Origin of the sequence: Amycolatopsis sp. WAC 01375 (assembly GCF_003947325.1) — a bacterium.
GTDB lineage: Bacteria > Actinomycetota > Actinomycetes > Mycobacteriales > Pseudonocardiaceae > Amycolatopsis.
Window position 1 is genome coordinate 61,432 of the sequence record NZ_QHHW01000051.1, and the last position, 11,618, is coordinate 73,049.

The window sequence follows — 11,618 nt, forward strand, 5'->3', positions numbered from 1 at the left end:
GGCGGCGGTATCCGGCGACCATGAGCGAAACCGTTGCGGACCATGTTCTGACCAGGCTGCGCGAATGGGACGTGGAGCAGGTCTTCGCCTATCCCGGGGACGGGATCAACGGGCTGGTGAGCGCGTTCGGCGCGGCGAAGAACAACCCTCGCTTCGTGCAGACACGCCACGAGGAGATGGCGGCGTTCGCGGCCGTCGGGTACGCGAAACTCAGCGGACGGCCCGGTGTCTGCATGGCGACGTCCGGCCCGGGGGCGATCCACCTGCTCAACGGTCTCTACGACGCCAAACTCGACCACGTGCCGGTGGTGGCGATCGTCGGGCAGACGGCGCGCAGCGCGATGGGCGGCAGTTACCAGCAGGAGGTGGATCTCCAGGCACTGTTCAAGGACGTGGCGAGTGAGTACCTCGTCGAGGTGAACGTCCCCGAACAACTGCCGAACGCGCTCGACCGGGCCCTCCGCACGGCCATCGCGCAGCGCGCGCCGACGGCGCTGATCATCCCGGCGGATCTGCAGGAGGAGACCTACCACCCGCCGCGGCACGAGTTCAAGCACGTGCCGTCCTCCCCGCCCGACCATCCGCGGGCCAGCGTCATCCCGCCTTCGGAGGAGGTCGCCCGCGCCGCGGAGGTGCTGAACGCGGGTGAGAAGGTCGCGATCCTGGTCGGGCAGGGCGCGCGTAACGCCGTCACCGAACTGCGCGAGGTCGCCGAGCTCACCGGCGCCGGAGTGGCGAAAGCGTTGCTGGGCAAGGATGTCCTGCCCGACGATCTGCCGTACGTCACCGGCTCGATCGGCCTGCTCGGCACGCGGCCGACGTACGAGATGATGCGGGATTGCGACACGTTGCTGATCGTCGGCTCGAATATGCCGTACGCGCAGTTCCTGCCGGAATTCGGCCAGGCCCGCGCCGTCCAGATCGACATCGATCCCCGGTTCCTCGGGCTGCGCTATCCGACCGAGGTCAACCTGCTCGGCGACGCGAAGGGCACACTGCAACAGCTGATTCCGTTGCTGGAGCGCAAAACCGACCTTGGCTGGCGGGAAAAGATCGAAAAGGACGTCGGCGACTGGCACGAGACGGTGACCCGCCAGGCGATGCTGGAGGCGGACCCGGTCAACCCGATGCGGATCGTGCACGAACTGTCCGAGCGGATCCCCGGAGACGCCATCGTCACCGCCGACTCCGGTTCGGCAACCAACTGGTACGCCAGGAATCTCCGGATGCGCGGCCGGATGCGGGGTACGCTTTCCGGGACCCTCGCGACGATGGGATCCGGCGTCCCCTACGCGATCGGCGCGAAGTTCGCCCATCCCGACCGGCCGGTGATCGCCTTGGTCGGCGACGGCGCGATGCAGATGAACGGGATGGCGGAACTGCTGACCATCGCCCGGTACCGCGAACTGTGGTCCGATCAGCGATGCGTCATCTGCGTGTTCCACAACGGCGACCTGAACCAGGTCACGTGGGAGCTGCGGGCCATGGGCGGCTCGCCGAAGTTCGAGCCGTCGCAGAGCCTGCCGGAAGTGTCCTATTCGGACTTCGCTCTCGAGGTCGGCCTCGGCGGGATCGCCGTCGACGATCCTGCCATGCTCGGCGAAGCATGGGACGTCGCGCTGTCGACCGATGTGCCGACCGTGCTCGACGTCCGCTGCGATCCCGAGGTGCCCCCGATCCCGCCGCACGCCACCATCGAGCAGATGAAGTCGATGACCGAAGCGGTCCTCAAGGGCGAACCCGACGCCTGGCACATGGTGACGCAGGGGATCAAGACCAAGATGCAGGAACTGCTGCCTTCGCGCCGCTGACCCTCAGGCGCTCGCGCCGCCGTCGAGGACGATGTCGTGCCCCACGACGTACGCGGACTCGTCGGAGGCCAGCCAGAGGACCGCCGCGGCGATCTCTTCGACCGCGCCGATCCGGCCGATCGGGATGACCGCGCCGAGCCGTTCGGCGCGGTCGGCCTCGGTCTCGCCGGGCCGGAACGACATGCCGGTGTCGGTGGCACCGGGGCTGACCGCGTTGATCCGGATGCCCTCGGCGATGTGGTCGCGGGCGGCCGTGCGGGTCAGCACGTCCACGGCGGCCTTCGAGGCCGCGTAGGCGGCCATTCCCGGCAAGCGGTGGTGCGAGCCGATGTTGGACGCCATGTTGACGATGACTCCGCCGCCGTTCGCCCGCATCTGGGCGATCTCGTGCTTCATGGACAGCCAGGTGCCCGTGAGGTTCGTCCGCACGACCGCGTCGAAGCCGTCCTCGTCGAGATCCGCCGTCGGCGCGGGACTGCCGAGGACGCCGGCGTTGTTGAACGCGATGTCGAGTTTGCCGTGCCGCCGCACGGTTTCGGCGACGAGACGCTCGACGTCGGCACCGACACCCACGTCCGCGGTCACCGCGTCGGCGGTGCCACCCTCGACCTCGATCTCCTTCACCGTCTGACGTAGCTTCTCGCCGTCCCGGCCCGAAACGACGACTTGAGCGCCTTCACGCGCGAAAGCCGTCGCCGTGGCGCGGCCGATCCCGGAACCGCCTCCGGTGACCAGGACGACCTTGCCGCTGAATCGCTTCCCTGCACTACCCACAGTACCCAACTTTCTGGTCCGGTCGTTCTAGTATCAGTGCTTGCGAGCGGCTTCGACAACCGCGATGGCCTGCCCCGCCGCCGCACGGGCCCGCGCCGCGGGATCCGGCCCCTTGCCCATCACCCGCATCCCCTGCAGGACGGTGAGCAGGAAGCCGGCCAGCGCTTCGGGGTCGGCGGCGGCGGCGAGCTCGCCTTGTGCCTTGGCCCGGCTCAACGCCATCCGCAAGGCCAGCTCGAGCGCGTCCCAGCTGCGCTCGACGACCCTCGCGACCTCGGGATCCCTCGGCATCATCTCCATGGCGGCGTTGACCACGAAACAGCCTTTGCGTCCCGATTCCCCGAGTATTTCGGCGAGATAGCGGTCGATGAGCCGCCGCACCCCGGCGAGCGCGGGCCCAGGCCCGGCGAAGTCCTCGACGAACCGCTCGTTCCCCCTGGCGATGTAGCGGTTCAAGACGGTCAGGTACAGCTCGTGCTTGGTGCCGAACGTCGCGTAGAGACTCGCCTTGCCGATGCCGAGCTCGGTGACGAGGTCGCTGACCGAGGTGGCCTCGTACCCCTGCCGCCAGAACAATTCCAGCGCGGCGTCGCAGGCCGCGTCGACGTCGAATTCCTTCACCCGGGACATGAGGGGAGCTTAGCCACATCTGGACCGATCGGTCAAGAAAGCGATCCTCGCAACTAGTCACCTACTTGCGGGGGGGAAGCTCAGGAAGCGGAGTCGTAAGTCGTCCGGGCCTTCTCCACCTTCGGCAGGTTCTCCGTCGACCAATCCGCGAGGGTCGCGAACAACGGCGCGAGGCTCCTGCCCAGATCGCTGATCTCGTACTCGACCCGGGGCGGCACCTCGGCGTGATAGGTCCGGGTAAGGAGGCCGTCGCGTTCCAGTTGCCGCAGGCGTTGCGTCAGCACCTTCGGCGTGATCGAGCCGATCCGCCGCTCCAGTTCGACGAACCGCTGCCTGCCGAATTCGTTGAGCGCCCACAGGATCGGCGTGGTCCAGCGACTGAAGACGAGGTCGACCACCGGGGCGATCGGGCAGGCCTGTTCGGGGGTCGTCGTGGCGTCGGCGCGCATGAAGCCAAGGTACGCGGGTTGCCGACTTGTCATGATCCGGACACCCCATGAACCCATCTGTGCGCGTAACGTTCTGTCATGGACTTGACCACCGAAAGGCTCGTCGTCCGTGATTGGTCCGAGGACGACGCCGAAGCCGCACTGGCGATTTACGGCACCACCGACGTGACCCGGTGGCTCACCCCGGCGATGGACCGGGTGACCGACGCGGCGGCCATGCGTTCGGTGCTACAGGCCTGGCAGCAGGCGCAGCCGAATCTCGTGCCCCCGCGGGGAAGATGGGCGGTGCGGCGCAAGGAGGACGGCGCGGTCGTCGGCGGGCTGGGCATCCACCTGCTGCCCCCGTACGAAGAGGACCTGGAGATCAGCTGGCAGCTGCATCCGGACGCCTGGGGCGAGGGGTACGCCTCCGAGGCGGCCCGCGCCCTGATCGGCTGGGCGTTCACCCAGGACACGGACGAACTCTTCGCCGTCGCGCGGCCGAACAACACCCGTGCCATCGCGACCGCGAAACGGCTCGGGATGAACTGGGTCGGGGAAACCGACAAGTACTACGGGCTTCGCCTGCAGGTGTACCGGATCCGCCACACGGACATCGTCTAACAACGTCCACGCGGGACACTTCACCCGAGGCCCCGCTCAGCCGGGCCATCGAACCTCCTCTCACCCAGCGCGATTGCTCTCGCCCCCGAATCGAGATACCGTCATCATTCAGATGGTGTCAGCATTCGAACTGGGAGGCCCGCCTTGTCCGACGTTCCCGAGATCCTCCTGACCGACTCCGAGGTCCTGCACGACCCGTTCACCGCCTACGGTCCGGTCCGCGAGCGCTCCCCGGCCGCCAAGCTGGTCGCGCCGGGATTCGCGATGTGGGCGGTCCTGCGCCACGAAGAGGCGCGGAAGATGCTGAGCGACCCTCGTTTCGCCTTGAGCCCGGACAGCTACCAGCGCATGGACGTCCCCGACCACTGCCGTCCCTACCTGCGGACGATGCAGGAGGTCGAGGGCCCGGAACACCTCCGGCTCCGACGGCTGGTCGCCCCCGCGTTCACGCCGCGCAAGGCCGCCGCCCTCCGCCCGGGAATCGAGCGGCTCGTGGACGACCTCCTCGACGGCCTCGACGGCAAAACCGACATCGACCTGGTCACCGCCTTCGCGCGCCCACTGCCGGTCGACGTGATCTGCGCACTGGTCGGCATCCCCGCCGCCGACCGCCCGCGATGGCGCGAGTACGGCGCCCTGATCTCGGCGGGCGACGGGGCAGGGCTCGCGAAGGCGGTCCCGGGAATCGTCGAGGGCGCCCTCGCCGCCATCGAGGACCGGAAGCTCCAGCCCGCCGACGATGTCGTCTCGCAACTGCTCCGGATCCAGGCCGAAGACGGCGACAGGCTCGGCGAAACCGAACTGGTCGCCCTGGTCTGGCAGCTCGTCCTCGGCGGTCAGGTGCCCGGCAATCTCATCGCCAACGCCGTCGAGATCCTCCTCTCCCACCCCGATCAACTGGCCGAACTCCGCGACGATCCGGCGCTCATGCCCGGCGCCGTCGAGGAAGTGATGCGCTGGCAGAGCCCGCAGTTGCTGACGATCCCCCGGTTCACCACCACCGACGTGCGGATCGGCGACGTCCTGATCCCCGAAGGAGAACCTGTTACCGTCGCGGTCGCCGCGGCGAACCGGGATCCGCGAGCGTTCCCCGATCCGGACGTCTTCGACATCCGCCGCGCGGCGGGACCGGCCTGGCATCTGGCGTTCGCCCACGGGCCGCATTTCTGCCTCGGCGCTTCACTGGCCAGAGCCCAAACGGAAGTCGCGCTCACCGCCCTGCTGCGCCGGTTTCCCGATCTCGCGCTCGACGGCGGCCCGCTGCGGATCCCGGACCCGGGCACCTGGCGACTGAACGCCCTGCCGGTCAAGCTGCGGACTACGGTTGCAAACTGAAACACGTTCTAATAACGTGGCCGCTTGTGAGACACGGGATAGTGCTGTTCACCAGCGACCGGGGCATCACCCCGGCGGCCGCCGCACAGGCGGCGGAAGCCGCGGGCTTCGACGCCTTCCACGTACCCGAGCACACGCACATCCCGGTCAAACGGGAAGCGCCGCATCCGCGCACCGGCGACTCGTCGCTCCCCGACGACCGCTACCTGCGCACACTGGACCCGTGGGTCGCGCTGGCCACGGCTGCCTCGGTGACCACCCGGATCCGGCTCGCGACAGCGGTGGCCCTTCCGGTCGAGAGCGATCCGATCACGCTCGCCAAGACGATCGCCAGCCTTGATCACCTCTCGGGCGGGCGGGTCACCCTCGGTGTCGGCTTCGGCTGGAACGTCGACGAGCTGGCCGACCACGGCGTCCCGGGCGGCAAACGGCGGACGGTTCTGCGCGAGTACGTGGAAGCGATGCGCGCGCTCTGGACACAGGACGAAGCCTCGTACGCGGGCGAGTTCGTTTCGTTCGGCGCCAGCTGGGCGTGGCCGAAACCGGCTCAGGCACACATCCCGGTGATCGTCGGCGCGGGCGGGACGGAGAAGACGTTCCGCTGGATCGCGAAGTCGGCCGACGGCTGGCTCACCACCCCCGGCGACACGGACATCGAGGACAAGGCACGGCGGCTGCGCGAGATCTGGCACGAAGCGGGCCGCGCCGGCGAACCGGAGATCTCGGCACTCGGCGTCCGTCCCGATCCGGAGAACCTGGCCAAACTGGAAGCGGCCGGGGTCACCGAGACGATCTTCGGCCTCCCGGACCGCTCCCCCGACGAGGTCGAAGCCTGGCTTCAGCGCCTCGCCGGGAAACTCAGCCTGTCCGCTGCGAGTCGATGAGGTACCGGCCGTTCTGCTGGACCAGGACGAAGGTCTCCCGCCCGGTCGTGGTGCCGCCGCCGGCCTTGACGTAGGTGAGCGTCGCCGACACCGTGTTCCCGGATTCGGTCACGTTCGACACGGTCACCGCGCTGTACTGCCTCCAGTAGCTCGAGTACCGCTCGAAGCTCTGTTTCCTGTTCGTCTTGAAGTTGTCGGTCAACGTCGCGAACCCGGCCTCGAGGTTCCCCGGGATGAGCGCGTAGTAGGCCGCGAGCGCCTGTCCCGGCGTCTGCGCCGGAGGCGGCGCGGACGAGGACGACGAGGACGGGGGCGCCGTCGAGGACGGCGCCGGAGACGGCGGCGGCGCGACCGGCTCCGACGACGTCGGGGTGACGACCTGTGACTGCGAACCCTGCGGCGGCGCCGTGCCCGACGGAGTGTCGTCACCGCGGGTGAGCACCACGACCACGGCCGCGGCGGCCGCCGCCGCGAGCACGAGGAACACGGCGATCACGCCGATCAGCATTCCCTTGCGCGCCTTCGGTGGCGGCTCTTCGGCGACGAGGGTCGTCGGCTCCCCCGCCGCCAACGCCCGCAGTTCTCGTTCGGTCTCGGTCATCGTCGGCCTGCTGTCGGGCCGGACGTCGAGAAGACGGTTCAGCAGCGGCGTCAGGATCCCCGACCTGACCGGCGGGGTGATCTCGCCGCTCGACGCGCGGTACAGCAACGCGATCGGGTTTTCCGCCGTGCCATAGGGCGTCCCGCCTTCGAGCGCCGTGTACAGCGTCGCGCCGAGCGAGAACACGTCGGAAGCGGACGTGGCGTCCTCGCCGCGAGCCACCTCGGGCGCCAGGAACGCCGGCGTGCCGGAGATCTCGCCGGTCGCGGTGAGCTGGACGTCGCCCATCGCCCGTGAGATCCCGAAGTCGGTGATCTTGACGGTCTCGTCCTCGCCGAGCAGCACGTTGCCGGGCTTGATGTCGCGGTGGACGATGCCGGCGCGGTGCGCGGCCGCCAGCGCCGAGCACAGCTGGATGCCGAGGCGGATGACGTCGTCGACCTCCATCGGCCCGTCACGCAGTTTGTCCGCGAGACTCCTCGACGGCAGGTACTCCATGATGATCCACGGGCGGTCCTGCTCGTCGATCACGCCGAAGACGGTGATGGCGTGCGGATGCACCAGCCGCGCGGCGATCCTGGCCTCGCGCAGCGCGCGGTTCTTGGCCTCGTCCGCCTTCTGCTCACCGGCACCGTGCGGCAGAAGGAGTTCCTTGATCGCGACAATGCGTTCCAGGTTCTCGTCGCGCGCCCGCCACACGGTGCCCATGGAGCCACCGCCGACGGGCTCGATGAGATCGAACCGGTCGGCGAGGCGGCGGATCTCCTCCATTGTCGACGTCCCCCTGGAGCTGTGATGTTCGCGCGAACCTTGCCAGCATGCCAGGAACGTGCCGGGAGGCAGGACCCGGCAGGGTGGTTTCCGGGGCGGTGTCGGTCACGTCGCCTGCTGGGCCGTTCAGCGGAACCCCGCCCCAACGGCTGCCCGGAAGTTCGTATCCCGGCCTGCCGTGGGCGCACTTTACTTCTCCGGTGTGGCCTGTTTTCGGGAAAGGTCGGCGATGCGGGAAACCATCGGCGGACGCGGCGTGCTCGAAGGCGCGTTCGCGTTGCTCGAAGCACTCAACGAGCGCGGCGGGCAAGCCGGGCTGACCCAGCTCGTGCGGGCCACCGGGCTTCCGAAGACCACCGTGCACCGGCTCCTCGACCAGCTGGCCGACCTCGGCGCGGTCGAGCGGGCGGGCCGCGGCTACCGGATCGGTTCGCGGGTGTTCCGGCTCGGGCGGTTCTGGCAGCCCGAAATCCGCGACATCGCCAAGGAGTGGCTGCCGGTGCTTTCGGCGCGGATGCGCGCGAGCCTGGTGCTCGTGGTCCCGAGAGAGGGCCGCGCGCTGGTCGCGGCGGGAGCCGTCCTGCCCGCCGACGAGGTGCCCGTGTCGCCGGGCAGCCCGCTGCCGCCCGGGACCGCCGCCGGGCGGCTCCTCGCCGCTCACCACTCCGCGCTCGCCGAACCGGACACCGACGCGCTGGAGATCCGCGCGGCCGGTTACGCCGCCGAGTCGGAGACCATCACGGCGGGGCTCGGCTGCGCCGCCGTCGGCATCAGGACCCCGGACGGCCGGGTCGGCGCGGCCCTCGCCGCCGTCGTCCCCGTCCACCGCGACCCGGTTTCCGCGGTCGCCGGACTGGCGAGCACCGCGCGCTCGTTCAGCGCCGCGCTCGCTCACCTCGTGAGCGGTACGGACGGTCAGTGAGCCGCGGCGGGCTCAACTGTCCACAAGGGACACTTTCCGGCGCGGAAGTGCCTGATTCGGAAGCCGAAAGTCAAAAGTGTCGTGTCAGGTGGACGCTCAGGGCCTTCATGCACTTCCGGCTGGGCGAAGCAGCGCCAGACTGCGTTCGGCTTCCGCGACGGCGGAGCCGCGCTCGACGTGGCCGTCGATCACCAGTGTGGCCAGCCCGTGCAGCAAGCACCAGAGCGTGACGGCGAACCCGCCCGGATCGTGCCGCTCCCCGACCCGGTCGGCCAGCGCCGCGCAGGTCGCCCGATGCGCCTCGGCCAGTTCCGGATACGCGGCGCGGTCCCCGATTCCGGCACCGGCCATCAGGCGGTACAACGCCGGATTCTCCAGTGCGAAGCCGAGGTAGGAATGCCCGAGCACGGTCACCGTCCCGGCGCCGCAGCCACGCAGGCAACCCTGCAACTCGGCATGCCCTTCCAGCGCGACCGCCACCAGCAGCGCGTCCTTGTCGCGGAAATGCCGGTACGGCGCCGCGGTGGACGCGCCCACCTTCGCGACCGCGCCGCGCAGGCTCACCCCCTCGGGACCTCGTTCGACGAGGAGCTCCCGTGCGGCGAGGACGAGCGCACGTCGGAGATCCCCGTGGTGATAGGCACGTTTGATGATCATGGCGGACCCCCCAGCCCTTGATGCCACGCGAACGCCCCACCTTAACCGGTCCGGGACCGCCCGTGAGCACCACAGAGCCGCAGCACGCTCTCGGCGAGCGCGTCGACACCGTCCTCGAACGTCATCTGCTTCGCGTCCACAGCCTGTCCGGCGGAATGGCCGAGCGCCACGATCGCGTCGACGAGCCAGGGGTTCCCGAGTGCCTGGTCGAATTCCCCCGACGCCTTGCCACGGGTGAGCAGCCGGTCCAGATGATCGGACACCGCCGAATGACGGGCCCGGTCGGCCTCGGGGTCGTTCTCTTCGGCGGCGCCGGCGGGCAGCAGGGGATAGCGCCGAAACGTCCGCCACCCGACGCCGAGCAAGCGCAGCAGGGCGTCCGCGGCGGGACCTTCGTCGAGACGCGCGGCGTCCATCTCGTTCGCGGCTTCCTCGGACACCGCGTCGATCACCGCGCTCAGGAGCGCTTCCCGGGTCTTGAAGTGCGCGTAGACGGTCTGCCTGCTCACCCCGGCCGCTGTCGCGATGTCTTCGACGCTCGCGGCACCTCGCGTACCGAGGATTTCCTTGGCGGCGGCGAGGATCGAGGCGGCACTGCGGTCGGCATCGGTCCGCCGTCGCCTCCGACGGCCCGCGACTATCTCAGACATGTTGTCAAGCTTAACGCAGGCCGCTATGTTTGACAGCATGTCAAATTTAAGGTCGGGTCTGGTCACCGGCATCGCCCTCTCGTCGACGGGTCTGCTCGCGGGGGCGTTCGGCTACGGCGTGGTCAATGTCGCGGCCACCTTCGACGTCGTCCCGCTCGACGTGCGGTTGACCTTCCACTCCGCGCTCATGCAGCGGAACGGCGTCGTCATGCAGACCGCGATGGCGCTCGCGGCGCTCAGCTCCGCCGCGCTCGCCTTCCTGAACCGCGGACGGACCCGGCGACTGGCCGGAATCGCCGCCGTCCTGGTCGTGACGTCGTTTCTGGTCACCCGCTTCGGCAACGTCCCGATCAACGGCCGGATCAAGGTCTGGGCCGTCACCTCGGCACCCGCCGACCACGCGGCGATCCTCGATCGCTGGGAGACCTACAACGTCATCCGAACCGTCGCCGCGCTCACCGCTTTCGTGCTCATCATCGTCGCTTCACGACTCGACCGCGTGCACTGACCCGAAAGGTCCCCACCATGCTCTTCCGTCACATCACGCCGATTTCCCCCGAGGACGCGACCGGCCCGGTCGCCGACGTCTACCGGCAAGTCGACACCGAGTTCAGCAGTATCGGGCCGGCGGTCCGGATGCTCTCCCCCGCGCCGGAACTGCTCGCCCCGTGCTGGGCGCTGCTGCGCGAGTCGCTCGTTGCCGGCGCGGTTCCCCGATGGCGCAAGGAGATCGTCACGGTATCCGTTTCACAGCGCAACGACTGCGCCTACGACACCGCCGGGCATCTGGTGTTCCTGCGCCTGGCAGGCGGCGAGGACGCCGCGGACGCGTTGGAACACGGCAAGGAACCGGCGGACGAGGACCTCGCCGCACTCGCCCGCTGGGCGCGATCGGGCGGACCACAGCCCTTCCCCGCCCGAGAAGCACCGGAATACCTCGGAACGGCACTCGCGTTGCACTTCATCAATCGGATGGTCCTGGTACTGCTGAACGAAAAGCTCCTTCCGGGTGCCATGCGCGATGACGTCCCCGCCGCCTTCGACGGCGCGCCGATCGCCCGCGCGATACACCGAGAGCGAACCAACGGCGACAGCCTTTCCCTGCTCGACGACGTCCCGTCCACCGGACTACCCGCGTGGGCCGGCACCAGCGCGGTCGGCCCCGCCTACGCCGCGCTGTCGCGCGCGGCCGAGCGCGGAGGCGGCCTCCTGTCCGAACCGGCCCAGTCCGTCGTGCGTGAAACGATCGCGCGCCATCGGCGATCCGCCCTGGACGGCGACCGCGGCCGGCTCACCGACTCCCTCGCCGCCCTGGACCCGGCCGACCGCGCGGGCGCCACACTCGCCGTGCTGGCCGGCGTCGCGCCGGGCCGGATCACCGAAACCGACGTGAAGACCTGGCGAGCGGGCGGGTACACCGACCACTGCTTCGTCCATCTCCTGGCGTTCGGCGCCATCATCGCGGTCCAGCTCGTCGAAGGCGAGCTCACGGGCGAGTGACCGCGCGGGAGCCGCACTGCGAGTGCTCCCA

The 11,618-nt window shown here is 69.4% G+C and carries 13 protein-coding genes; 7 read left to right on the forward strand and 6 right to left on the reverse strand.

Going from position 1 to position 11,618, the window contains the following annotated elements; all coding sequences use genetic code 11:
* Positions 1–20 precede the first annotated feature (20 nt).
* Positions 21–1,811: a thiamine pyrophosphate-requiring protein gene (locus tag DL991_RS33220; protein WP_125788306.1), complete on the forward strand. Its 1,791-nt coding sequence runs from the start codon at positions 21–23 to the stop codon at positions 1,809–1,811.
* 3 nt (positions 1,812–1,814) lie between these two features.
* On the opposite strand, the gene DL991_RS33225 is transcribed toward DL991_RS33220, so the two are convergent.
* The 3 genes from DL991_RS33225 to DL991_RS33235 all read right to left on the reverse strand — a co-directional run bounded on the left by DL991_RS33225 (position 1,815) and on the right by DL991_RS33235 (position 3,664).
* Complete coding sequence (locus DL991_RS33225; protein WP_125788307.1) at positions 1,815–2,585, reverse strand: glucose 1-dehydrogenase; 771 nt, start codon at positions 2,583–2,585, stop codon at positions 1,815–1,817.
* A gap of 33 nt (positions 2,586–2,618) precedes the next feature.
* Positions 2,619–3,215 carry a TetR/AcrR family transcriptional regulator gene (locus DL991_RS33230; protein WP_125788308.1) on the reverse strand — a complete coding sequence of 199 codons (597 nt, stop codon included), beginning with the start codon at positions 3,213–3,215 and terminating at the stop codon, positions 2,619–2,621.
* Positions 3,216–3,295: 80 nt separating this feature from the next.
* Positions 3,296–3,664, reverse strand: a complete 369-nt coding sequence (locus tag DL991_RS33235) for a helix-turn-helix domain-containing protein (RefSeq protein WP_125788309.1) — start codon at positions 3,662–3,664, stop codon at positions 3,296–3,298.
* A 78-nt stretch (positions 3,665–3,742) separates the two neighbouring features.
* On the opposite strand from DL991_RS33235, the gene DL991_RS33240 reads away from it, so the two are divergent.
* The 3 genes from DL991_RS33240 (at position 3,743) to DL991_RS33250 (ending at position 6,486) form a co-directional block, all read left to right on the forward strand.
* On the forward strand, positions 3,743–4,267 hold the full coding sequence (locus DL991_RS33240; RefSeq protein ID WP_125788310.1) for a GNAT family N-acetyltransferase: 525 nt from the start codon (positions 3,743–3,745) through the stop codon (positions 4,265–4,267).
* Positions 4,268–4,411: 144 nt separating this feature from the next.
* Positions 4,412–5,602 (forward strand): cytochrome P450, encoded by a 1,191-nt coding sequence (locus tag DL991_RS33245; protein ID WP_125788311.1) that lies wholly within the window; start codon positions 4,412–4,414, stop codon positions 5,600–5,602.
* Positions 5,603–5,628: 26 nt separating this feature from the next.
* Complete coding sequence (locus DL991_RS33250) at positions 5,629–6,486, forward strand: LLM class F420-dependent oxidoreductase (RefSeq protein ID WP_125788312.1); 858 nt, start codon at positions 5,629–5,631, stop codon at positions 6,484–6,486.
* Here DL991_RS33250 and DL991_RS33255 read toward each other — a convergent pair.
* Positions 6,461–7,858, reverse strand: coding sequence for a serine/threonine-protein kinase (locus DL991_RS33255; protein ID WP_125788313.1), 1,398 nt, complete (start codon positions 7,856–7,858; stop codon positions 6,461–6,463). The genes DL991_RS33250 and DL991_RS33255 overlap by 26 nt on opposite strands.
* 229 nt (positions 7,859–8,087) lie before the next feature.
* Here DL991_RS33255 and DL991_RS33260 point away from each other — a divergent pair, with 229 nt between their 5' ends.
* Positions 8,088–8,780, forward strand: a complete 693-nt coding sequence (locus DL991_RS33260) for an IclR family transcriptional regulator (RefSeq protein WP_125788314.1) — start codon at positions 8,088–8,090, stop codon at positions 8,778–8,780.
* A gap of 105 nt (positions 8,781–8,885) precedes the next feature.
* Here the strand turns inward: DL991_RS33260 and DL991_RS33265 are convergent, their stop codons facing one another.
* Together DL991_RS33265 and DL991_RS33270 are read right to left on the reverse strand one after the other, a co-directional pair.
* Entirely contained in the window at positions 8,886–9,437 is a 552-nt protein-coding gene (locus DL991_RS33265; RefSeq protein ID WP_125788315.1) for a TetR/AcrR family transcriptional regulator, read from the reverse strand.
* 41 nt (positions 9,438–9,478) lie between these two features.
* Positions 9,479–10,087 (reverse strand): TetR/AcrR family transcriptional regulator, encoded by a 609-nt coding sequence (locus tag DL991_RS33270; protein ID WP_125788316.1) that lies wholly within the window; start codon positions 10,085–10,087, stop codon positions 9,479–9,481.
* A gap of 37 nt (positions 10,088–10,124) precedes the next feature.
* Between DL991_RS33270 and DL991_RS33275 the strand changes: the two genes are divergently transcribed.
* Together DL991_RS33275 and DL991_RS33280 are read left to right on the forward strand one after the other, a co-directional pair.
* Positions 10,125–10,595: a DUF1772 domain-containing protein gene (locus DL991_RS33275; RefSeq protein WP_125788317.1), complete on the forward strand. Its 471-nt coding sequence runs from the start codon at positions 10,125–10,127 to the stop codon at positions 10,593–10,595.
* Between the two features lie 17 nt (positions 10,596–10,612).
* On the forward strand, positions 10,613–11,587 hold the full coding sequence (locus DL991_RS33280; RefSeq protein ID WP_125788318.1) for a DNA-binding protein: 975 nt from the start codon (positions 10,613–10,615) through the stop codon (positions 11,585–11,587).
* Positions 11,588–11,618: the final 31 nt, after the last annotated feature.